The sequence below is a fragment of the Paenibacillus sp. Lou8.1 genome, from assembly GCF_024213565.1.
Lineage (GTDB): Bacteria > Bacillota > Bacilli > Paenibacillales > Paenibacillaceae > Paenibacillus > Paenibacillus polymyxa_B.
Map to the genome: position 1 here is coordinate 420,676 of NZ_JANAVN010000001.1, position 23,470 is coordinate 444,145.

Here is a 23,470-nt window from a genome sequence, read left to right on the forward strand (position 1 = left end):
AGTTTATTGTAGGGAAAGGAGGCGTCACTGACATCGAACGTTTGCCGAAGAGACAGAGACAGCAGCGGCTGACTCAATTAATTGATGATAATCCGTTCGTAACGGATCAGGAATTGACAAGACAGCTGAAGGTAAGTATTCAGACTATTCGGCTGGACCGGATGGAACTGGGAATCCCGGAATTGCGGGAACGGCTAAAGCTGATGGCTGAGCGCTCCTACGACCAGGTTCGTTCCTTGCCTTTGCATGAAGTGATCGGGGATATCGTTGATCTACAGTTAGATCGAAGCGGTATTTCGATTTTTGAGATTAAAGAGGAACATATTTTTTCGCGTACTGGCATTGCGCGGGGGCATTATGTATTTGCCCAGGCCAATTCATTGGCCGTTGCCGTGATTAATGATGAGATAGCATTGACCGCGTCAGCGGATATACGCTTTGTCCGCCCGGTTCATTTAGGTGAGAAGTGCATTGCCAAGGCATATGTACGCTCCAATCCAGAACAAAAAGGGAAGGCTAAAGTGGAAGTCTTTGCCTACGTAGGAGAAGAAATGGTGTTCCAAGGCAACTTTGTCATTTATCGCTCCACGGAGGAAGAGTATAGCGAAGGAGGAAGTCAGCATGCGGATCGCCATTGATGCCATGGGGGGAGATAATGCTCCTGAGGCGACAGTAGAGGGCGCGCTATCTGCGGCGGCGGAATGGAAGGATACGGACATTACGCTGGTTGGTGACCGGGAACGTATTGAATCGGTTCTGAACGGCAGGGCGTTGCCGACGAACCTCAGCATTCGCCATGCATCCGAAACGATAGATGCGCAGGACGAGCCTGTAAAGGCAGTGCGCCGTAAAAAGGATGCTTCGATGGTCGTGGCTGGTCGAATGGTCAGAGAAGGCGAAGCGGATGCCATGATATCCGCAGGTAATACAGGCGCGCTAATGACCACAGGGTTGCTGGTGGTTGGAAGAATGGAAGGCATTGAACGTCCGGCTCTCGCGCCGATGATACCAACGATTGATGATCAGGGTATTCTGGCGCTTGACTTGGGAGCCAATATGGATGCCAAACCTGAGCATCTTGCCCAGTATGCACTGATGGGGAGTTTGTATCGTCAGAAAGTTCACGGTGTGGCTTCTCCAAGGGTGGGTCTGCTGAATGTGGGGACTGAAGCTGGGAAGGGCAATGAACTGACGAAGTTGGCATTTCCACTTATTGAGCAGTTACCTGTCAATTTTGTGGGTAATGTTGAATCGAGAGATGTGTTAACCGGGAATTGCGATGTACTGGTGTGTGATGGATTTGCTGGAAATATCATGCTAAAATCACTGGAGGGTACAGCCGGAGCCATATTTTCTCTCTTAAAAGAGCAATTCACCAAATCCTTGAAGACCAAGCTTGCAGCAGCCTTGATTATGCCTGAGCTTCGCAGTCTGAAAGGTAAATTGGATTATAAAGAGCATGGCGGGGCTCCTTTGCTGGGTTTGAGTGGACTCGTCCTGAAAAGTCACGGTTCGTCTGACGGCGTTGCCGTCAAAAACGCGGTAAGGCAGGCTCGTACGGCCTTGCAAAACCGGTTGGTTGAAAGTATATCCAAGGAAATCAGCAGGAAGTGAGTGACGATATGAATAAATTACGGCCGGTTGGTGTTATCGGAACAGGGAAATACGTACCTGAGAAAATTCTAACCAATAAAGATTTGGAAGCAATCGTAGAAACGAGTGATGAGTGGATTGTCAGCCGTACAGGGATTCAGGAGCGCCATATTGCGGCTCCAGAACAGGCTACATCTGATTTAGCTTATGAAGCAGCAATTAAGGCGTTGGAGTCCGCGGGTATGACGGCACAGGATCTGGATTTAATTATTGTAGCTACGGTTACACCGGATATGGCGTTTCCGTCAACTGCCTGCATTCTTCAGGACAAATTGGGAGCCAAAGGCGCAGCAGCTTTCGATTTGTCTGCGGCATGTTCGGGTTTTGTATACGGACTAGCTACGGCAACGAGCTTCATTAAGACAGGTATTTATAATAATGCATTAATCATTGGGGCAGACTGTCTTTCTCGGATTACAGATTATACCGACCGCAATACCTGTGTTCTATTCGGAGATGGTGCAGGAGCTGTAGTGATTGGCGAAGTGCCTGAAGGTAGAGGATTCCAATCCTTTGATCTCGGGGCTGAAGGTGCCGGAGGCAGCTTACTCAAGTTGGAAGCAGGAGGCTCGCGTTTGCCTGCGAGTGCAGACACACTGGAAAATAAACAGCACTACATTTACATGAACGGACGCGAAGTGTTCAAGTTCGCGGTTCGTGTTATGGGAACGGCAACGGTTGATGTGTTGGAAAAAGCAGGGCTGTCTAAAGATGATATTGATCTGTTCGTTCCGCATCAAGCTAATATTCGCATCATCCAGTCGGCGATGCAACGTCTGGATTTACCAGAGGAAAAGGTAGTTGTTAATGTTCATAAATATGCGAATACATCTGCAGCATCAATCCCTCTCGCTCTTGTGGAAGCAGCTGAGGAAGGCCGCATGAAGGAAGGCGACCGTGTATTAATGGTGGGCTTTGGCGGTGGCTTGACCTGGGGAGCGTCGGTTCTTGTCTGGTAATTAGTTGGAAGTTTTGATATAATATTGAATTTGTGTAGTGTTTTACAGGACAAGCATTGGATACAGAGAGGTGCATACACGATGGGCAAAACGGCATTTATATTTCCCGGTCAGGGCTCACAAGCTGTAGGTATGGCTAAAGATGCTTATGAAGCAGTTCCAGCTGCAACAGAAGTATTTCGCCAAGCGGACGAACGGTTAGGGTTCGCACTAAGCGCACTGATTTTTGAAGGGCCGGACACAGCTTTGAAGCAAACATCCAATACGCAGCCTGCACTGTTAACGGCGAGCATTGCGTTGTATGAAGCGTTCAAGGAAAAAATGGGCATTCATCCCGATTATGTGGCTGGACACAGTCTAGGAGAATACAGCGCGCTAGTCGCTTCCGGTGTCCTCGCATTTGAGGATGCGGTTGAGATCGTTCGTACACGTGGCGAGTTCATGGAGCAGGCCATTCCTGATGGGCAAGGTGGGATGGCTGCTGTGTTGGGAGCTGATCGTGAAGCATTGGCAGCATTGTGCCGTGATATTACGGAGTCTGGTCAACTGGTCGAACTAGCCAACATCAATTGTCCCGGACAAATTGTTGTATCTGGTACGAAGGAGGGCGTAGCTGCTGTCGCTGAACGTGTGAAGGAAGCAGGAGGCAAGCGCGCTATTACTCTGGAGGTTAGCGGTCCTTTCCACTCATCATTGATGAAGGAAGCAGCGACCAAGCTCTCCGGCAAGTTGGAGGCTGTGAATTTCTCGAAAGCTCAGATTCCGGTTGTTGCCAATGTAACAGCTAAACCTGTACGTGAGGGGAGCGAAATCCGCCAACTGTTGGTGGATCAGGTCTATTCTCCGGTACTGTGGGAAGACAGTGTAACATGGCTACTAGAACAAGGTGTTGACACCTTTGTTGAGTTTGGACCGGGAAGTGTTTTGACTGGACTGGTTAAAAAAATCGACAAAACGGTTAAGCTGTATAATATAAGCAGCCTGGAGTCGTTTGCTTCTGTAACGGAAGCCTTGGAGGCCCGTTAAAAGTATAATCATTGCCTTAACGGGTTATATACTTGCAAGGGGGGACTATGATGTCTAAGCCATTGAGTGGAAAAACGGCGCTCGTTACGGGAGCGTCGCGCGGAATTGGCCGTAGTATCGCGCTGGCGCTGGCTGAAGCAGGCGCTAATGTGGCAGTAAACTATGCTGGTAGTGAAGCGGCTGCGACTGAGGTAGCAGAGCAGATTCGTGCCAAAGGTGTAGAGGCTATTACAGTTCAGGCTAATGTCGGTCGCGCTGACGAAGCAGATCAGTTGATCAAGGATGTGATTGGCGCTTGGGGCAAGATTGACATCCTGGTGAATAATGCCGGCATAACAAGAGATAATTTAATCATGCGCATGAAGGAAGAGGAATTCGATCAGGTGATCGAAACGAATCTGAAGGGTGTGTTTAATTGTCTTAAGGCGGCAACACGTCCAATGATGAAGCAGCGTTCTGGCCGAATTATCAATATCTCCTCCGTGGTCGGTGTACTTGGCAACGCAGGACAAGCCAACTACGTTGCTGCTAAAGCAGGGGTAATTGGTCTTACCAAATCCTCTGCTCGAGAGCTTGCGTCGAGAGGTATTACAGTGAACTGTGTGGCTCCTGGATTCATCGATACTGAGATGACGCAGGTACTGGCTGATGATTTGCGTGACAATATGCTTAGCGGTATACCGCTGGCCCGTCTTGGACGGCCTGAGGAAATTGCTGACGTGGTGCTGTTCTTGGCCTCGGATGCTTCCTCATATATGACGGGCCAGACTTTGCATGTGGATGGCGGCATGTATATGTAAGTAGCATGTTGCCAATCCGCATGCCCCGATGAAGAGTTGTCAATGAAAACTCTCTTCTATGGCATTTTAATTGTAATTTTCGTATAATACCTAAGAGGAGGTGAGCCGGATGTCCGATGTATTGGAGCGCGTAAAACGCATTGTCGTTGACCGTTTGGGAGCCGACGAAGCCGAAGTTACACTTGAAGCATCTTTCAAAGATGATTTAGGCGCTGATTCTCTCGATGTAGTTGAATTGGTAATGGAATTGGAAGATGAGTTTGATATGGAAATCTCTGATGAAGATGCAGAGAAAATTACAACTGTAGGTGAAGTTGTGAAGTACATACAATCTCATACCTAATTCATGTCATCAAAAGTCCCGTTCTGTTACAGGCGGGACTTTCTCCTAATTATACAGATTGAACTAAAGACGGAATTGCCGCGTGTTTTTGAGTTTGGCTCAGCTTCACTTAGTCAAAGGCTGAGAAGTATGCGGCATTACTAACTTTAGTTGATTCTATATTATTTTTACGCACAAGAGTGTGCGGTCTTAAAATACAATATGCAGTAAACATAGAGGTGATTATCTTTGAAACAACGTGTTGTCATAACAGGAATGGGTGTAATCACTTCGCTGGGACAGGATTTGAACACACTATGGGATAATCTGATGGCTGGAAAATCCGGCGTCAGTGAAATCGAAGCTTTCGATACAAGTGAGTACACTACGAAAATAGCCGCTTCCATTAAAGATTTTAATCCAGAGGATTATATTGAACGTAAGGATGCGCGTAAAATGGACCGCTTTGTGCAGTTTGCGGTTGCTGCTAGTAAGTTGGCGCTTGAGGACAGCGGACTTGTAATCGGAGAAAATGCGGACGCTGAGCGTGTTGGTGTATCTGTCGGTTCCGGTATTGGCGGATTGGGAACTTGGGAAGATCAGCACAACGCACTGATTGAAAAAGGACCTAAACGCGTAAGCCCTTTCTTCATCCCGATGATGATTGCTAATATGGGTTCCGGTCAAGTATCGATTTCACTCGGTGCTAAAGGCCCTAATACATCACCAGTTACGGCATGTGCCACGGGCAGTCATGCTATTGGCGATTCCTTCCGCATGATTCAGCGCGGTGACGCAGACGCCATGATTTGCGGAGGAGCTGAGGCCACTATTCGTCCGATTGGTATGGCTGGATTTTGTTCCATGCGAGCGATGTCCACGCGTAATGACGAGCCTCAAAAGGCAAGTCGTCCTTTTGATACCGAAAGAGACGGGTTTGTTATGGGCGAAGGCTCTGGTGTTCTTATTCTGGAATCGTTGGATCATGCTTTGAAGCGTGGTGCGCGTATTTACGGTGAAGTGATTGGCTACGGTCTTTCTGGCGATGCCCATCATATGACGGAGCCTGATCCAGAGGGAGCGGCACGCTGCATTAGAATGGCGATCCGTGATGCTGGATTGAATCCTGAAGAGATTGATTATATCAATGCACATGGTACATCTACACCAGTCGGTGATAAATCCGAAACGGAAGCAGTTAAGAAAACGCTTGGAGAGCATGCCTATAAGGTAGCGATCAGCTCAACCAAATCGATGACAGGGCATTTATTGGGTGCAGCGGGCGGCGTTGAAGCCGTGATCTGTGGTCTCGCCCTTCAGCATCAGACGATTCCGCCAACGATTAATTTGGATAATCAAGACCCGGCATGCGATCTTGATTATGTACCTAATAAGCCGAGAAAAGCGGAACTGAATGTGGTTATGTCCAATTCCTTTGGTTTTGGCGGTCACAATGCTACGGTTATTCTAAAAAAATATGAAGCATAAGGGGTCAGTTCGTTGAGTGGAGACTTGAAGCAATTACAGCAGAAACTTCATATTCAATTCAACAATCGGCAGCTTCTGAAGCAGGCCTTTACGCACGCTTCCTACGTAAACGAACATCGGTTCAGTCAGCATGCAGACAATGAGCGTCTTGAATTTTTAGGTGACGCTGTTCTGGAACTGACGGTGTCCGAGCAATTGTACAATCAGTACCCTAACCGACCCGAAGGCGAACTCACCAAGTTGCGTGCAGCTATTGTCTGTGAGCCTTCTCTGGTGAAATTTGCTGTCGGGCTTGAGTTCGGGCAATATGTACTGCTTGGAAAAGGTGAAGAGTTGACAGGTGGACGTACTCGTCCGGCTCTGTTGGCTGATGTATTCGAAGCGTTCGTAGGTGCGCTTTATTTGGATCAGGGTCTGGAGGCCGTCCGTTCGTTTCTGGAACGTTATATTTTTCCTCAAATTGTATTAAACGGTAAGCTTCAGATGAGTGATTTCAAAACAGAGCTTCAGGAACTGACGCAGCATCATAACATGGGGATGCTTGAATACAAGATTGTAGAGGAGCGCGGACCAGCCCATGAGCGCGAGTTTGTAGCTGAGGTATATATGGACAGCGAACGGCTAGGGGCAGGTACGGGACGCTCCAAAAAAGAAGCTGAGCAGCAAGCGGCGGCAGTAGCTTTAAACCGTTTGAAGCTGGCAGAATCGTAATCGGTACCTGAGCAGCCCGGACGGGTTACGCAAGCAGGGGGCACAAAGTAAGAGCAAAGGGCAGTCCGCGGGGAGTCCCGGCCCGTAATGGCGAATGGACTGCGTTTTGCTCTTTTTTCGTGGCTTTGCTGGTGTAATGTGAGTGTCGGTACTGTGCTTTATACAAGCTAGTTTATGCTACAATAGGGATAATTCATATCAATCAGGTATACGGTGTTGTACAAGCATATTTGAAATGTTAGAGGTGAGATTGAGCATGTTTTTAAAGCGCATTGAGCTGGCGGGCTTCAAATCGTTTGCAGATAAAACGGAAATGGAATTTGTCCGCGGCATTACGGCAGTCGTCGGACCCAACGGAAGCGGAAAAAGTAATATTTCCGACGGAATTCGTTGGGTGCTGGGCGAACAGAGTGCCAAATCACTGCGTGGCGGCAAAATGGAGGACATTATTTTTGCGGGTAGTGATGCTCGTAAGGCTGTTAATTACGGTGAAGTATCGCTTACGTTGGATAATGAAGATCAGGCGTTGCCTCTGGATTTTGGTGAGGTCACGGTAACGCGACGTGTACATCGAAGTGGGGATAGTGAATATTTCATTAATCGGCAATCATGCAGACTCCGAGATATTACAGAGCTGTTTATGGATACAGGCATTGGTAAAGAAGCTTATTCAATTATTGGGCAGGGACGCATTGAAGAAATTCTGAGTACCCGATCTGAGGATCGTCGAGGTATTTTTGAGGAAGCTTCGGGTATCGTAAAATATAAATCGCGTAAAAAAGATGCGGTTCGCAAGCTGGATGAAACGGAGCAAAATTTGCTGCGTATTCACGATTTGGTTAGTGAACTGGAGGATCAGATTGGACCGCTTAAGGAGCAGTCTGAAAAAGCGATTCATTTTAAAGAGCTGCGCGGTGAATTGAAATCAAAAGAAATTTCAATGTACGTCCATCAAATTGAACAAATTCATACTTCGTGGAGCGATGCGACTTCCAAACTAGCTCTGTTGCAGCAGGAGCAGCTTCAGTTGTCTACGGTGGTGTCCCGCCATGATGCGATGCTGGAAAGCGACCGCAACGAATTGCGCCAGCTGGAAGAGCAGGTAGAGCAGTTGCAAAGGGATTTGTTGCAATACAGTGAAGCGACGGAGAAAAGTGAAGGCTACGGCGAATTGCTCAAAGAGCGCACACGCAATCTGGAGGCTAATCGGGAACAATTGATCTTATCACTTAGCACAAGCGAATCACGGCATTCCGAGCGCAGGAGTGAACTGGATCAGCTGAACGAAAAACTGTCTGCACTGAATGTAGAGCTTGACGAGTTGCGTGCGCGGCTGTCTGACGAAGAGGCCAAACTGATTGGTGTTACAGGCGGAATCAGCCAGGAGCAGGAAGAAAGCCTAAAGGGTGGTCTGCTGGAGCTGATGAATCAGATGGCGCAGGCGCGTAACGAAATTCGTTATACAGACCAACAGAAGGAAGCATTGGAACGGCGTGTGACTCGCGTAAGTGACGAATCCGGCAAATGGGAAGCCCAGAAAGTACAACTTGAACAGCGCAAAAAGGGATTGGAAGCTGCGGTTCAGAAGCTGGGGCAGGAAATCAGTAGTTTGCGTAGTGGCTATATTCAGGGAAGTGAAAAGTACCAGGCCCTGCAAAAACTACTGGAAGAAAACCAGGGTACGGTTCGTAAATGGGAACAAAAACGTGAGGCTCAAATTTCACGGCGAGATACAATGAAGGAAATGCAGGATGACTTTGACGGCTTCATGCTTGGAGTTAAAGAGGTATTGAAGGCTGCACGAAAAGAAACTTTGCATGGTGTGCATGGAGCGGTAGCGGAGCTGATTCGGGTGCCTGAGCATTTAGAGCAGGCGATGGAAACCGCTTTGGGTGCTTCAGTTCAGCATATCGTGATGGAAAATGAATCCGTATCTAGACAGGCGATCAGTTTTCTAAAGCAACGTCAACTGGGCAGAGCGACATTTTTGCCTATGGATGTTATCCGTCCGCGTCAAATCGGTGCAGGAGAACGCCAAATTGCAGAAGGAGCCGAAGGCTTTGTCGGAATCGGTGCAGATCTTGTTCAGTATGATGATCGATATGCCGGAATTGTAGGCAGTCTCTTGGGGAATGTGGTCATTGCCCGTACGTTGGAAGATGCAAACCGTATTGCGGCCCGTTGCCAATATAGATACCGCGTGGTCACTTTGGAAGGTGATGTTGTCAATGCAGGGGGTTCCATGACTGGGGGAAGCCAGTTCAAGAAAAATGCTAATCTGCTTGGACGCAAACGTCAGCTGGATCAGTTGGATCAAGACATTGTAGATACGGAGCAGCAAATTGCAAGGTTGCGCCAGAGTGCAATAGATACCAAACGCCAGTTGGAGGAGACACAGACCCGTCTGGACGAGCTTCGTCACGGCGGCGATGTGAAGCGCGGCGAAGAGCAGCAGATGGCAATGGAGCTCAAGCAATTGGAGCATGAACTTCGTCATGTTCTAGAGCAGGTCGCTGCGTCTGGTCAGGAGAAAAAGGGCTTTGATCAGGAAATCAAGGAACTGGAAACTTCCCGTGAAGAAGCGTTGATAAAGTTGGCTGCGCTGGAGGAAGAAGAAAAGAAAACGCATCAGGCCATTCATGCTGCCGAATTTGCCCGTAAAGCCAACGAATCTGCCAAAGAGCAGCTGCAGGGAGAGCTCACGAATCTCAAGGTAAGAGAAGGAAAGCTGGACCAGGAGCGCTTTTCATTAGAAGAGCAGCTGCGCAGATTGCGTGGGGATTATGATACTCTTGGTAAGGATTCGAGACAAAACAAGACCTTGCTTGCTTCCATCGAAGCAGATTTGCTGACCAATGAGCAGGAGACCGTAAAACAGATTGAAAATCTCAATCAATACCGTTTGAAAAAGGAAGAAGCCGCACAGCAATTGGAATTCAAACGGGCTGCACGCAGCAGCTTGTCCAAAAAGCTTGAAGTGGCTGAGAACGACACGAAAGAACAGCGAATTCAGCTCAAGTCAGTGGAGGAGTTGCTTCGTCAAACGGAAATTGGAGTAAATCGGCTTGATGTGGAACTGGAAAACGTTCTGAAAAAATTAAGTGATGATTATGAACTCAGCTATGAGTTAGCCAAGCAGCGTTACCCTATACCGGAAGATATTAAAGGTACGCAGAGCGAGGTAGAGAGGCTCAAACGGGGTATTTCCGCGTTGGGTGAGGTGAATCTGGGCGCCATTGAAGAATACCAGCGTGTGCATGAGCGTTATACGTTTCTTGATGAGCAAAAGTCTGATTTGGTGGAGGCCAAGACAACGCTTTATCAAGTTATTCGTGAAATGGATGATGAAATGTCCAAGCGCTTTAAGACTACGTTCGATGCTATTCGGCGTGAATTTGGAACGGTATTCTCCAAGCTGTTCGGAGGCGGACGTGCTGATCTCGTGCTGCTTGACCCGGAACGCTTATTGGAGACGGGAATTGACATCGTAGCTCAGCCACCGGGCAAAAAACTGCAAAACTTGCAGCTGCTGTCGGGCGGTGAGCGCGCGTTAACAGCGATGGCGTTACTATTTGCCATTTTACACGTTAAACCTGTTCCATTCTGTGTACTCGATGAAGTAGAGGCTGCATTGGACGAAGCAAACGTGGTGCGTTTTGCCCAGTATTTACGGGAATTCTCGGAGCAGACACAGTTCATTGTAGTCACACACCGTAAGGGCACAATGGAAGAATCTGATGTGCTGTACGGGGTTACGATGGAGGAAGGCGGGGTTTCCAAACTCGTATCTGTCAAGCTGGACAACGATGAAGCTGAGATTGCCTGACATTAAATAACATACTTTCAGACCAACGGAGGGAATCCATGAGTTTCTTTAGGAAATTGAAGGAAAGCATTGCAAACAAAACTGAATCTGTCACAAAACAGTTCAAAGATGGTTTGGAAAAAACACGTAAAGGTTTTGTTGAAAAAGTAACGGACTTGATGATTCGCCGTAAAAAGATTGATGAGGAATTTTATGAGGAACTGGAAGAAATTCTGATCGGAGCGGACGTAGGCGTCAACACGGTTATGAACCTCATTGAAGACCTGCGAGAAGAAGTGAAAAAGCGCAAAATTGAGGACGCATCGGAATTACAGCCTGTATTGTCGGAAAAGCTGTCCGAGTTGCTGCGGGGGAATGACAATAGTCAGCTCAAAATGAGCGCTGAAGGGATTACAGTCATTCTATTCGTGGGAGTCAATGGCGTCGGCAAAACGACAACCATTGGCAAGTTAGCTCACCGTTTTAAACAAGAGGGCAAAAAAGTATTGTTGGCTGCCGGAGATACGTTCCGGGCGGGTGCGATTGAACAGTTGGAGGTATGGGGCGAACGGGCAGGTGTAGAGGTTATTAAGCAGCAATCCGGTTCCGATCCGGCTGCGGTTATGTTTGATGCCGTACAGGCTGCCAAGCAGCGTCAAGTGGATGTTTTGTTGTGTGATACCGCTGGACGTCTTCAGAATAAAAGCAATCTGATGGAGGAACTGAACAAAATTTTCCGCGTGATCCAACGCGAAATTCCAGATGCTCCTCATGAAGTGTTGTTGGTACTTGATGCGACGACTGGACAAAATGCACTTAACCAAGCCAAGCTGTTTGGTGAGAAAAGCGGTGTAACCGGGCTGGTACTAACGAAGTTGGATGGTACAGCGAAGGGCGGGATTGTTGTGGCCATCCGTCAGGAGCTGAATTTGCCTGTTAAGCTGGTGGGCTTAGGTGAAAAAGTGAATGATCTTCAACCGTTTGATTCCGAGCAATTCGTTCATGCGTTGTTTGCGGGGTTGATTCAGGAAGAGACCGTCGAAGCAACTGCTGCAGACGAGGAAGAGCAAAACTGATACGTTTAAAGTAGGCTTTCATGCTACGTTTGGGACTAAGTAGCCATCCTGTTGCTGCTCAAGTTCGCCCGGATGTATAATGAAAGCAAGAGGTCTGTCGATGCCGTATATGTAATGTATGTTGTATGTAAAATATAAATAAGGAAGCCGGGTGAAAAACCGATGGCAAACACCTATACCTACTCCCGACGGGAAGAAGTAGCCAACGCCATTACACATGGAATTGGAGCCGTTTTAAGCGTGGCAGCGCTTGTGTTACTCATTGTTTTTGCTAGCTTGAAAGGAACCACTTGGCATGTCGTCAGCTTTACGATTTACGGGATTACGATGTTGCTGTTGTACACCAATTCAACGTTGCTTCATAGCCTGCGTGAAGGGAAAATGAAGGATTTGTTCGAAATATTCGATCATTCTTGCATTTACCTGTTCATTGCAGGTAGCTACACCCCGTTTATGCTCGTTGCACTGCGAGGTACTCTGGGATGGACACTGTTTGGAGTGATTTGGGGGATTGCACTGTTTGGTGTGTTGTTCAAGGCGTTCTTCACCAAGCGCTTCCTGTTTATGTCTACCGTGTTTTACATTGTGATGGGCTGGCTCATCACCATTGCCTGGAATCCTCTGGTTGCGACTGTTCCCGCCGGAGGGATGACGTTATTGTTCGTAGGTGGTCTTATGTATACGTTGGGCACGATTTTCTATGTGTGGCGGGCATTTCCATATCACCATGCGATCTGGCATCTGTTTGTTTTAGCAGGTAGCATACTTCATTTTCTGGCTGTTCTGCTGTATCTTACTCCAGTAAGGGTTTAAGTAAGAGTGGGCAAAAAGCCGATCCGTACTTCCGTTTGAGGGTAGTGGATCGGCTTTTTTTTGTATGACAAGGGATAACGCTTGACATCTTCTTTTCTTTTATGTATCATAAGGAACGTTGAAAAGAACTGTAAAGTGTTTTTCCTTGACGATGGAGGTATACAAGATGAGTCAGGAGAATCGGCTGGAAAAGACAAACCGGATTAACCGACTGTTTGACTTCTATGAACCTCTGCTTACAGAGAAGCAACAGATGTTTTTAAAATATTACTTCCATGATGATTTTTCTTTAGGGGAAATTGCATCGGAATTTCAAATTAGCCGTCAGGCAGTATATGAACATATTAAACGTGCTGAACAGGTATTGGAAATGTACGAGGAAAAGCTTGGTTTGCTAAGCAAGTATGAGCGTAGAATCCAAGATCTCGAAGAATTAAATAAGACGTTGTATGAGGCATTCGGTAAAATCGGTGAGTCCGATGAAGGCATTCTGCAACATGTTCATCAAATTGTAAATCGCCTGCAGGAACTGTAGGACATATAGATTAAGAACAAACAACCCTGGTAGACAAGGAGGTGCGAAAGTATGGCATTTGAAGGATTATCGACTCGCTTGCAAAATGTATTCAGTAAACTGCGCGGTAAAGGAAAAGTGTCTGAGGAGGATGTAGCTCAGGCGATGCGTGAAGTACGATTAGCTTTGCTTGAGGCGGACGTTAACTTCAAGGTTGTAAAGGACTTTATTGCCAAGGTAAAGGAGAAATCCGTTGGTAAGGAAGTGATGGACAGCTTTACGCCAGGCATGGTCATCATCGACATCGTGAACAAAGAACTGACCGAGTTGATGGGTGGCAGTCAGGCCAAGCTTGCCAAAGCAAACAAACCGCCTACGGTCATTATGATGGTGGGTCTCCAGGGCGCAGGTAAGACGACGACGTCTGGTAAACTGGCGAAATTGCTGCAAAAGCAAAATCATCGTCCATTGCTTGTAGCTGGTGATATTTATAGACCAGCCGCGATCAAGCAACTTCAGGTTCTTGGGGAGCAGATTAATACTCCTGTATTTACACTGGGAGATCAGACAAGCCCGGTAGAAATTGCAAAACAGGGTTTGCAGCATGCTAAGGATAATGGTAATGACTACGTTATTATAGATACTGCTGGTCGTCTTCATGTTGATGAAGAGCTCATGGAAGAGTTGCGCCAGATTCATACCAATGTCAACCCGGATGAAGTTCTACTGGTTGTAGATAGCATGACGGGGCAGGACGCGGTTAACGTTGCGGAGCACTTTAATAATAGCTTGGAGTTAACGGGAGTTGTACTGACGAAGCTGGATGGTGACACTCGTGGTGGTGCAGCTTTATCGGTCAAGGCTGTGACGGGATGCCCAATCAAGTTTGCTACATTGGGTGAAAAGCTGGATGCGATGGAGCCGTTTCATCCTGAACGGATGGCTTCACGGATTTTAGGCATGGGTGATATGTTGTCCCTGATTGAAAAAGCGCAGTCCAATATCGACGCCGATAAGGCGAAGGAAATGGAACGGAAAATGCGTAATGCCGAGTTTACTTTTGAAGATTTTCTGGAGCAAATGGATCAAGTTAAGAAGCTTGGCCCAATCGACCAGATTCTTGATATGATTCCCGGTATGGGCAACATGAAGCAAATGAAAGATATCAAAGTGGATGACAAACAGATGGGCCGGATTGAGGCTATCGTTCATTCTATGACCACACAGGAAAAGCAAAACCCAGACATGATTAATCATAGCCGTCGCAAACGTATTTCTGTAGGCAGTGGAACATCACTGGCTGAGGTAAATCGTCTGATAAAGCAATTTGACGAAATGCGTCGTATGATGAAGCAGTTCTCAGATATGATGGGACCTAAGGGTGGAAAAAACAAGGCTATGAAGCAGTTGAAGAGTATGGGTAAAGGTATGAAGTTTCCTTTCCGCTAAGGCCAATAGGCCCTTGGAATTATGGGATAACAATATACAGTCTACTTTTTGAAGGAGGTGAATTTTCGTGGCAGTTCGTATTCGTCTGAAACGTATGGGTGCACATAAAGCTCCTTTCTATCGCGTCGTGGTATCTGATTCTCGTTCCCCGCGTGACGGTCGTTTTATCGAAGAAATCGGTTACTACAACCCAATCACAGTACCAGCGGTTGTAAAAATTGATGAAGATAAAGCGCTGAAATGGTTGCAAGATGGTGCACAAGCATCCGACACAGTCCGTAACTTGCTTAGCAAAGCGGGCGTAATGAAAAAGTTTCATGAGTCTAAACTACAGAAATAAGGTGCTGATACGGAGGGTCAACCATGGAAGAATTAGTGATAATCATTGCTAAGGCTTTAGTCGATCATCCGGAAGATGTAACCGTGAAGACCTTGGAGAAGGATCGGCTTGTTGTATATGAGCTTAGTGTGCATCCTGAGGATGTAGGCAAAATCATTGGTAAGCAGGGTCGTATCGCCAAGGCGCTTCGCACTGTGGTTGCATCAGCAGCCGTTAAGATGGATAAACGGGTTACCGTAGACATCATATCTTAAAGATATACGAAAGTGGGTTAGGATGTATGTCCTAACCCTTTTTCGTACATGATGAAGATGATATGGAGCGGGACCGATTACAAGCAGGAGGAACATGATGCAACAATTGTTTAATGTCGGAAAAATTGTGAACACCCATGGAATCCGTGGGGAGCTTAAAATATTAACGACGACAGATTTCCCAGAGGATCGCTTTGCTAAAGGTAGTGAACTTTTGATTGTTCCGGCTGAAGGTAAAGCCCCGATTCCCGTAACTATTGAAACAGCGCGTTTTCAAAAAAATATGGTTGTCGCTAAATTTAAGGAATATCACAATATCAATGAAGTTGAAAAATATAAAGGTACTTTGTTGAAGGTATCTGCTGAGCGGTTAGGCGAATTGGAAGAAAATGAATTCTATTTTCATGAAGTAGTTGGCATGGAAGTGGTGACCGAAGACGGAAATGAGCTCGGCGTGGTCAAAGAAATTTTGACTCCGGGAGCCAATGATGTATGGGTAGTCAAAATGCCTAAAGGCAAGGAACTGCTATTGCCGTATATAGAGGATGTTATTTTGGATGTAAACGTGCGCGAAAAACGGGTTACGGTACGGTTGATGGAAGGTCTGCTGTAATGCGGGTAGATGTGCTGACCCTGTTTCCAGAGATGTTTGATGGAGTATTTAATGCAAGCATTCTGGGAAAAGCAAGGGATAAGGGAATTGTATCACTGCAAGCGGTTAATTTTCGTCAGTATGCCGGCAACAAGCATGGACAAGTGGATGATACGCCCTATGGCGGTGGGGGCGGCATGGTTTTGAAGCCTGACCCTATTTTTGCTGCCGTGGAAGCGCTGTTGGATAAATCAGAGGAATCAACATTAGAAACTGCCGATGAAGTTATTCAACATGAAGGGATAGAACGTAACACAGACATAAAATCTCCGCGTATCATTTTGATGTGTCCACAAGGCGAGACTTTTACGCAAAAGAAAGCGGAAGAGCTGGCCAAAGAGGACCATCTTATTTTTATATGTGGGCATTATGAGGGTTATGATGAGCGTATTCGAGAGCATTTGGTGACGGATGAGCTTTCTATCGGAGACTATGTGTTGACTGGTGGTGAGCTTCCAGCCATGGCCGTCATTGACAGTGTGACACGGTTGCTACCAGGAGTGCTGGGGAACGAAACGAGTGCGGTAACGGACTCGTTTAGTACCGGGCTGCTGGAGTACCCCCATTATACCCGGCCTGCGGAGTTTCGGGGCTGGAAAGTCCCTGATGTACTCCTGTCAGGGCATCACGTCAATATTGATTCTTGGAGACGCCAAGAGGCGTTACGTCGCACGATGGAACGCCGACCAGACCTGTTGGAACAGGTTGAACTGACAGGCAAGGAGCGCGTGTGGGTTGAGGAGCAGCGCAAATCTGACTGTTTGGGGGATAAACAATAAAGCGTCTTAGGCATGAGTGGATTTGAAAGCAGGCAGTGACCTGTTTTATAATGGAGTCAATTAAATAATGTTTGGTCAAATCCCTTTTTGTTGTTGCAATGCGGTATCCTCCATGATACAATACATCTGTTGTGTGTAATACGGTGGTCCTCTGTGGATGATGAAGGAAACGGTTGTGTTTCCAGAAGAAGCATGAACACCTGTACGGAAGGAGGGAGTCATAGATGAATATCGTCCAAGCGATCACTGAAGAACAACTGCGTAAAGATTTGCCTAACTTTCGTCCTGGTGACACTTTGAAAGTGCACGTGAAAGTTATTGAGGGAACTCGTGAGCGTATCCAGTTGTTTGAAGGTGTTGTAATTAAACGCCGTGGTGGTGGAATCAGTGAGACTTTTACAGTTCGTAAAATTTCTTACGGTGTAGGTGTGGAAAGAACTTTCCCGCTTCATTCCCCAAAAATCGATAAAATCGACGTGGCTCGCCGTGGTAAAGTGCGTCGTGCGAAGCTTTATTATCTTCGTGAACTGCGCGGTAAAGCAGCGAGAATTAAAGAAATTCGTCGTTAATACAACGAATAACGAAAGGGGCTTGGTTACAAGCTCCTTTCGTTTTTTCTACGTACATAGGGAACTGTGGATTATTGACCGTAAAGAGAGGACAGTGAGCTATGGAGCAAGAAGTAGGACAAGGAGCTGTACAGCAGCCAACTGAACAGGATGGTACGCCCAAGCGTAAACCAAAAAATGAGATTTTTGAGTGGCTCAAGGCCATCATTATTGCGTTAGTGCTTGTCTTTTTAATCCGCTGGCTTCTCTTTAAGCCGTTTATTGTGGATGGCCCGTCGATGCAGCCTAACTTTCATACCGGAGAACGCGTCATTGTAAATGAGATTTTGTATGATTTCCGTGCCCCTAAACCAGGGGAAGTGATCGTGTTTCATGTGCCGGAGGAAGGAAAAGACTTTATCAAACGCGTCATTGCCGTTGAAGGAGATACGGTCAAGGTAGAAGGTGACACGATTACAGTAAATGGTAAGCCGATTCAGGAATCTTACTTGAAAGCTCCTTTAGAAGAAGCGCATCAAAATGGTGAGCTTTACAACAAATTTACAAATTTTCCAAATGATAAATTTAAGGATGGAAAAGTTCCGGCGGGGCATATTTTTGTAATGGGAGATAACCGTTCCAATAGTACAGACAGTCGGATGATTGGATATATTGATTTGAAGGAAGTTGTAGGTCGGGCTGACGTTATTTTCTGGCCGGCAAAAGATATGCAGTGGATTAACCACTAGAATAACTAATAAGCAGCATAGCTGCCGTAATCCTAACTAAGAGCCTAAGGGTAAAAGTAGGAGTTACGATCAATGGGGTGATGACGGTGACGATTCAATGGTTTCCTGGTCATATGACTAGAGCGCGCCGCCAAATTGAAGCAAAATTAAAGTTAATTGATTTGGTCATTGAGCTGATTGATGCTCGATTGCCGCTCTCTAGCCGAAATCCAATGATTGATGATATTTTGCAAGGCAAGCCGCGAATGATTATTTTGAATAAAGCAGATTTGGCGGACCCGGTAGTATCACAGCAATGGATTGCCTATTTTAAGGAGCAGGGGCATGTGGCCTTTCCGGTGGATGCCACAACTGGGACGGGACTAAAAGAAATTCCGATTCAGGCCAAGCTGCTGCTTAAGGAAAAGATAGATCGGCAGATTAGGAAGGGAATGAACCCGCGTCCTATGCGTGGGTTGATTGTTGGTATTCCGAATGTCGGCAAATCGACACTGATCAACCGAATGGCGGGACGTAATATTGCAGCTACGGGTGACCGTCCAGGGGTAACGAAGGCACAGCAGTGGATCAAGATTGGAGAAATTGAATTGCTGGATACACCAGGGATTCTATGGCCTAAATTTGAGGATCAGAATGTAGGCTATCGTCTGGCAGTTACAGGTGCGATCAAGGAAGAAATTCTGAATGTCGAGGATATTGCCTTTTTTGCGACTAAATATTTGGTTCAGTACTATTGGGACGCACTGGCAGAGCGCTTTGAGCTCACCGAACGTCCTGAAGATACAGAAAATCCTGATGAAATTGTCAACGTCATGGAAGCGATCGGACGTAAACGTGGCTGTATTGTTAGCGGCGGACGTGTGGATCTCGAAAAGGCGTCAAAAATCATTTTGCGTGAGCTGCGTGCAGGGAAGCTGGGACGGTTCAGTTTAGAAGCTCCTTACTGATTCTACTGGTACACCGATAGAGAACATAGCATTTTGTGGCAAGGAAGAACCTTCCCCATCTCTCCGGAGAGGAGGAAGGTTTTTTTTGGTATTTGAAGGCAGTTAGAAAAGGGTTTTGGACGATGAAGGTCTGTGGTAAGCTGAATTTAATCGCTAGAGCTACGGCATGAATGACGCGTTAAACTACATATAGATGGGCAGGTATTGAATATGGAAGATAAAGAGAATGTAGTGAAGGACATGCTACATTATGAAAAAAAATGCTGGGAGCAGTCTTGTGAGCGGATTGCAGGTATTGACGAGGTAGGTCGTGGATGCCTGTTTGGTGATGTTGTGGCCGCAGCAGTCATTTTACCAGTGGGTGAGTTACTGGAAGGTGTGGATGATTCCAAAAAATTGACGGACAAGAAGAGAGAAGCATACTACGAGCTAATTATGGAGAAGGCCATTGCTGTAGGAGTTGGTTATGTAGACGCGCAGACGATCGATGATATCAATATTAAGCAAGCAGCTCGTTTGGCTATGAAGCAGGCCGTTGAGGCTTTACATGTGTCTCCTGATTATTTACTGGTGGATGCAGAAAAGGTAGATGTGCCTATTCCTCAACTCTCAATTATTAAAGGAGATGCCAACAGTCAGTCTATTGCGGCGGCCTCTATCATCGCCAAGGTAACCCGTGATCGGCTGTGCAAAGGTGAATGGGATGCGAAGTATCCGGAATATGGGATCGGTATACATAAAGGTTACGCTACCAAGTTACACAGAGAACAAATTTTGGCGCTAGGACCTACAAAGATGCATAGACGCAGCTTTCTGGGCAATTTGTTGACGGAGCAACCGACGCTGTTTGATCTGTAGTTACTTATTATGAATCGGGATAATGCCGATATAAAGCATAACTAATACCATAAGCCCCTTTGAATGGGGGAGAGTGAGAGGAGGGGCGATATGAACATCGGATCTGTATTTCGTGGATTACTTGGAGATGTGAAGGCTGGAGAGGCTAAAAAACTTGATATGCAGCCAGGTCAGGTTGTACGAGGAGTCGTGCTAAAGGTGTCTGAGGACGGCAGCGAGGCTGTGTTGCAAATACAAGGTTCTCAGGTCAGGGCAAAGCTGGAGACCCCTCTTCAACCTGGACAGACTACAACGTTTCAGGTTCAACCGGCTTCCCCCAGCGGAATGACGGTGCTTAAGCCTCTGAACGATGTGGCCAATACACCACAGCAAACCGTAGCGCTGACAGATGTATTGGAATCGGTGGGACTGCCGGATACAGCTCAGAACAGGGAGCTTATACAGGCAATGCAAAAGAACGGTGTGCCGTTGACATCGGAAAATGCTGCGTCTTTGCGAGAAGCTATGGCGAAGCAAAGCGGCAATGTACAATTGGGAACGTTTGTACAGGCGGCGGCAGTTGCCTTTCAGCGGGGACTTCCATTGACGGCAGAAAGCATAAACGGATTGCGTCAAGCGATGTTTGGGCCTCCTTTAAATGATCTGTTGTCTTCGCTGGAGCAAGAGCTTGAAGCGGTATTAAAGCAGCAAGGACAGGGAATATCCACTGACCGTTCAGTGGGGGAATCAACAGCTATAAAGAGCGCTGATCGAATGCCTGCTAGCCCAACAGGTGCTTCTTCCGGGGTGGTTGTAGATGGACAGGAAGGCCAAGCTCCCATACTATCCAAGGATGCTTCTACCGCTGCAAAGCAGGCAGAAGCTGGACAAACCACAGGCGGCAAGGAATTGTTAAAAGGGACTCAAGCAGCCAACCTTGCTGCTGCAGTGAGTGAAGCGAGTGCTTTAGCAACAGATTCAGATACTGTGACGGGAGCTACATCTGCAGCCAAAGGGACTGCTCCAGGAGAAGCGGAGACAGTCAATGGACGCGGAGCGACAGTGGCATCGGAAGCTAGCGTGAATGCTCCAGAATCGGGTGCTGATGCATTAAACGGTCCTCGCACCAGAGTGGAGCAGTCACAGCAAACTACTGCGGCAAGCACACAGCTTAAGGATGCGGATGGCGCTCCAGCAACTGCCACGGCAGAGCCTGCGGGGGCAAAGACAGCCTTAACCGCGGCCACGGCTGACCGTCCCACCGCACAGCAGGCTGGTAGCTCTATGCCGCAGCAATCCACGGCAGGTAACACTGCTGCGTCAGAGGTGCCGCTTCAGCGGCTGCGCACGTTGCTGCAAGAGCTACGCGCGGCGGTGCCGCCCGCACTGAGCACGGCTGCGCCGGAGCAGCCCGCAACGGAAGTGGCGCAGCCAATGGCTGGCGCCTCACGAGCCGCAGACGCCGCTGCGTCGCAGCCTGCGGCGTCCAGCACGCAGCTCACCCCCACGGAGGACCCGTGGGTGGGCCGCGTACTGAAGCTGCTCGGTGCAGAGCACGAGCAGCAAGTGCACCGCGCGACTACACAGGTCGCGCAAGGAACGGCGGCACGTATAGAGCCGCCAGAGGGAATGCCGCAGCCGCTGCCGGGATTAGCGGCTGCGTCTGGGGACACGGTGTCAGCAGACGCAGACACCGTAAAAGGGGCGCTGCTCCAGCTGATGAGCAGTGACGATCTGCCGCCCGCTTTGAAAGAGGCGGCTCAGCAGGTTGTACAGCACCTGACAGGTCAGCAGTTGCTACTCAATACAGACCGAACGGCGCCTTTTGCCCAAGTACACATGTTTATACCGTTCGTTGGACCGGACGGTCGTGAAACAGCTACGATCCAGATTCAGTCCCGCCGCGGCAAACGTGGAGAGCTGGACGCCTCCAACTGTCGTCTTTGGTTTGATTTGGACATGAAGGGACTTGGAGCGACCCTGGTAGATGTCCAGGTTGTAGATCGGATTGTAAGTGTTAAGCTTCATAATGATCATGAATGGGCGGCTTCGTTGTTAACCAGTGGGCGTGAATCCATTCACACAGCGTTGGAGTCACTAGGATACCAACTTCTATCGCTTCGTACCGAGCCTATGCCCATAAGGACTGAACAGAACAGTCTCGCCTCTTCTGAAGTACAAAGCTATGTGCCTCAGCCGTATAAAGGAGTCGATCTTAAAATATGAAAGAGCCGTTGGAACCTCCTTCTCCTTCCATAAAGAAGGCGGTCGCCCTGAAATATACGCCTGGTGAGAGCGAAGCACCGATTGTCGTTGCCAAAGGGAGCGGCCGTATTGCGGATAGCATTTTAGAAAAAGCTAAAGAACATGGTGTTCCAGTACAGGAGGATGCTGCGCTGGTTGAAGTACTATCCAAACTCGATTTGGACGAACAAATTCCTGCTGAGCTCTATCAGTTGGTGGCAGAGGTGCTTACCTATATATATCAAATGGATAGGCTTGCATCAAGGGATGACTGGTGATGTCGAATGAAATGAAGGCTGGAGGCAAGGATCAACGGAAAGCCAAAGGAGCGATGGGCGAAGAGGCAGCGGCTTTGTTTTTAGAAAACTTGAGTTACCGTATCATAGAGCGTAATTGGCGATGCCGTAGTGGTGAAATAGATCTGATTGCCAAGCAGGAGCATACACTCGTGTTTATTGAGGTACGTAGTCGAAGTAGCTCCAAGTATGGAACGCCAGCAGAATCAGTTACTGCGCGTAAAATAGCCCAAGTTCGCCAAACAGCCGCTGTATATTTGCATATGAACGGGATTGGAGAAGCTCCAATCCGCTTTGACATGATTTCTGTACAATTAACTGACGAAAAGGCAGTTGTTACGGACCATTTAATAGGCGCATTTTAAACGAGTAAGAGCTTATTTAAAGGTAAGAGTGCGGGACTGAATTCATATGTGCAGGTTGACAGGAAGGAAAGCTACAGGTATATTCTATTGAGAATAGTTATCATTTTCATCTTAAAATGAATATCTAGAAGTTGTACCTGTGAAGGAGGATTTACGTGACAAAGCATACCTTTAGTGAACATGTCATAGATGTAATTCAGGAACGCCGGACCATTAAACGATTTAAATCCGACTCCATCCCGGTAGATACGATCAAAGAACTGCTGGACGTCGCTGTGTGGGCTCCTAATCATAAAATGCGTGAACCGTGGCGTTTTCTGTTGTTTGCTGGTGAAGGACGGAAAAAGCTTGCAAAAGCAATTGCAGCCGATATTGGTAAGGACAACAAGTTTGAGAGCGGCATTTTGCACAACCCGATCCAGCTTTTAGTAGTATTGGAAGAAGACCCGCGTCAAGCGGTTTGGGATGAGGATTTTGCAGCGGTCAGCGCGCTTGTACAAAACTTTATGCTTGCCGCATGGAGCAAAGGAATCGGAACGTTTTGGGTGACAAAGCCATTTTTGTATTCGCCTAAGTTCCGTGAGCACTTGGGAATTCAACCGGGTGAGAAGGTAATAGGAATGATATATGCAGGCTATCCTGACGTTATCCCAGAATCAAGACCACGTACTCCGGCAGCCGATAAGCTGACCTTGTTTGACAAATAATCTGTCGTCAGATAAACTTAGTCAAGAATTTTGAAAGCATGGTTCGGAGCTAAAATTTCGAACATCACATTTGCAAAGAATGAAAATTTGGAAGCACCTTTTTTCATATATGCAATGATTCCCGAGAGGGAGCATT

General features: G+C 47.3%; 25 protein-coding genes. All 25 read left to right on the forward strand.

Going from position 1 to position 23,470, the window contains the following annotated elements; translation table 11 throughout:
- The first annotated feature begins 41 nt into the window (after positions 1-41).
- The 25 genes from fapR (at position 42) to NLX78_RS02135 (ending at position 23,334) form a co-directional block, all read left to right on the forward strand.
- Positions 42-638, forward strand: coding sequence for a transcription factor FapR (gene fapR / locus NLX78_RS02015; RefSeq protein ID WP_007429980.1), 597 nt, complete (start codon positions 42-44; stop codon positions 636-638).
- Positions 622-1,614: a phosphate acyltransferase PlsX gene (gene plsX, locus NLX78_RS02020; RefSeq protein ID WP_254349485.1), complete on the forward strand. Its 993-nt coding sequence runs from the start codon at positions 622-624 to the stop codon at positions 1,612-1,614. The genes fapR and plsX overlap by 17 nt, the downstream gene beginning before the upstream one ends.
- A gap of 8 nt (positions 1,615-1,622) precedes the next feature.
- Positions 1,623-2,612, forward strand: coding sequence for a beta-ketoacyl-ACP synthase III (locus tag NLX78_RS02025; RefSeq protein WP_069291709.1), 990 nt, complete (start codon positions 1,623-1,625; stop codon positions 2,610-2,612).
- A gap of 81 nt (positions 2,613-2,693) precedes the next feature.
- Positions 2,694-3,638 carry an ACP S-malonyltransferase gene (gene fabD, locus NLX78_RS02030; RefSeq protein WP_254349486.1) on the forward strand — a complete coding sequence of 315 codons (945 nt, stop codon included), beginning with the start codon at positions 2,694-2,696 and terminating at the stop codon, positions 3,636-3,638.
- 50 nt (positions 3,639-3,688) lie between these two features.
- A complete protein-coding gene (fabG, locus tag NLX78_RS02035) occupies positions 3,689-4,438 on the forward strand; it encodes a 3-oxoacyl-[acyl-carrier-protein] reductase (protein ID WP_025721716.1) in 750 nt (249 codons plus the stop codon).
- Positions 4,439-4,547: 109 nt separating this feature from the next.
- Positions 4,548-4,781: an acyl carrier protein gene (locus NLX78_RS02040; RefSeq protein ID WP_007429985.1), complete on the forward strand. Its 234-nt coding sequence runs from the start codon at positions 4,548-4,550 to the stop codon at positions 4,779-4,781.
- Between the two features lie 228 nt (positions 4,782-5,009).
- The gene (gene fabF, locus NLX78_RS02045) at positions 5,010-6,248 is read left to right on the forward strand and encodes a beta-ketoacyl-ACP synthase II (RefSeq protein ID WP_061832008.1); all 1,239 of its coding nucleotides are present in this window, start codon (positions 5,010-5,012) and stop codon (positions 6,246-6,248) included.
- A 12-nt stretch (positions 6,249-6,260) separates the two neighbouring features.
- Positions 6,261-6,959, forward strand: coding sequence for a ribonuclease III (gene rnc / locus NLX78_RS02050; RefSeq protein ID WP_013309856.1), 699 nt, complete (start codon positions 6,261-6,263; stop codon positions 6,957-6,959).
- Positions 6,960-7,215: 256 nt separating this feature from the next.
- Positions 7,216-10,785: a chromosome segregation protein SMC gene (smc, locus tag NLX78_RS02055; protein WP_254349487.1), complete on the forward strand. Its 3,570-nt coding sequence runs from the start codon at positions 7,216-7,218 to the stop codon at positions 10,783-10,785.
- A gap of 38 nt (positions 10,786-10,823) precedes the next feature.
- Positions 10,824-11,840, forward strand: coding sequence for a signal recognition particle-docking protein FtsY (gene ftsY, locus NLX78_RS02060; protein ID WP_254349488.1), 1,017 nt, complete (start codon positions 10,824-10,826; stop codon positions 11,838-11,840).
- Positions 11,841-12,002: 162 nt separating this feature from the next.
- On the forward strand, positions 12,003-12,653 hold the full coding sequence (gene trhA, locus NLX78_RS02065) for a PAQR family membrane homeostasis protein TrhA (protein ID WP_013309859.1): 651 nt from the start codon (positions 12,003-12,005) through the stop codon (positions 12,651-12,653).
- A 166-nt stretch (positions 12,654-12,819) separates the two neighbouring features.
- Positions 12,820-13,188 (forward strand): putative DNA-binding protein, encoded by a 369-nt coding sequence (locus NLX78_RS02070; RefSeq protein WP_069291713.1) that lies wholly within the window; start codon positions 12,820-12,822, stop codon positions 13,186-13,188.
- 51 nt (positions 13,189-13,239) lie between these two features.
- Positions 13,240-14,616, forward strand: a complete 1,377-nt coding sequence (ffh, locus tag NLX78_RS02075; RefSeq protein ID WP_254327919.1) for a signal recognition particle protein — start codon at positions 13,240-13,242, stop codon at positions 14,614-14,616.
- Positions 14,617-14,683: 67 nt separating this feature from the next.
- Complete coding sequence (rpsP, locus tag NLX78_RS02080) at positions 14,684-14,956, forward strand: 30S ribosomal protein S16 (protein ID WP_013309862.1); 273 nt, start codon at positions 14,684-14,686, stop codon at positions 14,954-14,956.
- Between the two features lie 23 nt (positions 14,957-14,979).
- Complete coding sequence (locus NLX78_RS02085; protein ID WP_013309863.1) at positions 14,980-15,210, forward strand: KH domain-containing protein; 231 nt, start codon at positions 14,980-14,982, stop codon at positions 15,208-15,210.
- 97 nt (positions 15,211-15,307) lie between these two features.
- Positions 15,308-15,823 carry a ribosome maturation factor RimM gene (gene rimM / locus NLX78_RS02090; protein WP_069291714.1) on the forward strand — a complete coding sequence of 172 codons (516 nt, stop codon included), beginning with the start codon at positions 15,308-15,310 and terminating at the stop codon, positions 15,821-15,823.
- Positions 15,823-16,641: a tRNA (guanosine(37)-N1)-methyltransferase TrmD gene (gene trmD / locus NLX78_RS02095; RefSeq protein WP_061832001.1), complete on the forward strand. Its 819-nt coding sequence runs from the start codon at positions 15,823-15,825 to the stop codon at positions 16,639-16,641. Before rimM ends, trmD begins: the two co-directional genes overlap by 1 nt.
- Before the next feature lie 224 nt (positions 16,642-16,865).
- Positions 16,866-17,210 (forward strand): 50S ribosomal protein L19, encoded by a 345-nt coding sequence (gene rplS / locus NLX78_RS02100; protein WP_010346403.1) that lies wholly within the window; start codon positions 16,866-16,868, stop codon positions 17,208-17,210.
- A gap of 101 nt (positions 17,211-17,311) precedes the next feature.
- Positions 17,312-17,938 carry a signal peptidase I gene (gene lepB / locus NLX78_RS02105; RefSeq protein ID WP_254349489.1) on the forward strand — a complete coding sequence of 209 codons (627 nt, stop codon included), beginning with the start codon at positions 17,312-17,314 and terminating at the stop codon, positions 17,936-17,938.
- A gap of 86 nt (positions 17,939-18,024) precedes the next feature.
- A complete protein-coding gene (gene ylqF / locus NLX78_RS02110; protein WP_069292106.1) occupies positions 18,025-18,885 on the forward strand; it encodes a ribosome biogenesis GTPase YlqF in 861 nt (286 codons plus the stop codon).
- Positions 18,886-19,095: 210 nt separating this feature from the next.
- Positions 19,096-19,743, forward strand: coding sequence for a ribonuclease HII (locus NLX78_RS02115; RefSeq protein ID WP_254349490.1), 648 nt, complete (start codon positions 19,096-19,098; stop codon positions 19,741-19,743).
- A 90-nt stretch (positions 19,744-19,833) separates the two neighbouring features.
- A complete protein-coding gene (locus NLX78_RS02120) occupies positions 19,834-21,948 on the forward strand; it encodes a DNA ligase (RefSeq protein WP_254349491.1) in 2,115 nt (704 codons plus the stop codon).
- Positions 21,945-22,244, forward strand: a complete 300-nt coding sequence (locus NLX78_RS02125) for an EscU/YscU/HrcU family type III secretion system export apparatus switch protein (protein ID WP_023988176.1) — start codon at positions 21,945-21,947, stop codon at positions 22,242-22,244. The genes NLX78_RS02120 and NLX78_RS02125 overlap by 4 nt, the downstream gene beginning before the upstream one ends.
- Positions 22,244-22,627, forward strand: a complete 384-nt coding sequence (locus tag NLX78_RS02130) for a YraN family protein (protein WP_254349492.1) — start codon at positions 22,244-22,246, stop codon at positions 22,625-22,627. The genes NLX78_RS02125 and NLX78_RS02130 overlap by 1 nt, the downstream gene beginning before the upstream one ends.
- Positions 22,628-22,782: 155 nt before the next feature.
- Positions 22,783-23,334: a nitroreductase family protein gene (locus tag NLX78_RS02135; RefSeq protein ID WP_025723284.1), complete on the forward strand. Its 552-nt coding sequence runs from the start codon at positions 22,783-22,785 to the stop codon at positions 23,332-23,334.
- The last annotated feature ends 136 nt before the right edge of the window (positions 23,335-23,470 follow it).

What these genes read in the sequence shown, in the direction of transcription:
- plsX (WP_254349485.1), top strand. Translation starts at nt 622, where the DNA reads ATGCGGATCGCCATTGATGCCATGGGGGGAGATAATGCTCCTGAGGCG.
- NLX78_RS02025 (WP_069291709.1), top strand. Translation starts at nt 1,623, where the DNA reads ATGAATAAATTACGGCCGGTTGGTGTTATCGGAACAGGGAAATACGTA.
- fabD (WP_254349486.1), top strand. Translation starts at nt 2,694, where the DNA reads ATGGGCAAAACGGCATTTATATTTCCCGGTCAGGGCTCACAAGCTGTA.
- fabG (WP_025721716.1), top strand. Translation starts at nt 3,689, where the DNA reads ATGTCTAAGCCATTGAGTGGAAAAACGGCGCTCGTTACGGGAGCGTCG.
- NLX78_RS02040 (WP_007429985.1), top strand. Translation starts at nt 4,548, where the DNA reads ATGTCCGATGTATTGGAGCGCGTAAAACGCATTGTCGTTGACCGTTTG.
- smc (WP_254349487.1), top strand. Translation starts at nt 7,216, where the DNA reads ATGTTTTTAAAGCGCATTGAGCTGGCGGGCTTCAAATCGTTTGCAGAT.
- ftsY (WP_254349488.1), top strand. Translation starts at nt 10,824, where the DNA reads ATGAGTTTCTTTAGGAAATTGAAGGAAAGCATTGCAAACAAAACTGAA.
- trhA (WP_013309859.1), top strand. Translation starts at nt 12,003, where the DNA reads ATGGCAAACACCTATACCTACTCCCGACGGGAAGAAGTAGCCAACGCC.
- NLX78_RS02070 (WP_069291713.1), top strand. Translation starts at nt 12,820, where the DNA reads ATGAGTCAGGAGAATCGGCTGGAAAAGACAAACCGGATTAACCGACTG.
- ffh (WP_254327919.1), top strand. Translation starts at nt 13,240, where the DNA reads ATGGCATTTGAAGGATTATCGACTCGCTTGCAAAATGTATTCAGTAAA.
- NLX78_RS02085 (WP_013309863.1), top strand. Translation starts at nt 14,980, where the DNA reads ATGGAAGAATTAGTGATAATCATTGCTAAGGCTTTAGTCGATCATCCG.
- rimM (WP_069291714.1), top strand. Translation starts at nt 15,308, where the DNA reads ATGCAACAATTGTTTAATGTCGGAAAAATTGTGAACACCCATGGAATC.
- trmD (WP_061832001.1), top strand. Translation starts at nt 15,823, where the DNA reads ATGCGGGTAGATGTGCTGACCCTGTTTCCAGAGATGTTTGATGGAGTA.
- rplS (WP_010346403.1), top strand. Translation starts at nt 16,866, where the DNA reads ATGAATATCGTCCAAGCGATCACTGAAGAACAACTGCGTAAAGATTTG.
- lepB (WP_254349489.1), top strand. Translation starts at nt 17,312, where the DNA reads ATGGAGCAAGAAGTAGGACAAGGAGCTGTACAGCAGCCAACTGAACAG.
- NLX78_RS02115 (WP_254349490.1), top strand. Translation starts at nt 19,096, where the DNA reads ATGGAAGATAAAGAGAATGTAGTGAAGGACATGCTACATTATGAAAAA.
- NLX78_RS02120 (WP_254349491.1), top strand. Translation starts at nt 19,834, where the DNA reads ATGAACATCGGATCTGTATTTCGTGGATTACTTGGAGATGTGAAGGCT.
- NLX78_RS02125 (WP_023988176.1), top strand. Translation starts at nt 21,945, where the DNA reads ATGAAAGAGCCGTTGGAACCTCCTTCTCCTTCCATAAAGAAGGCGGTC.
- NLX78_RS02130 (WP_254349492.1), top strand. Translation starts at nt 22,244, where the DNA reads ATGTCGAATGAAATGAAGGCTGGAGGCAAGGATCAACGGAAAGCCAAA.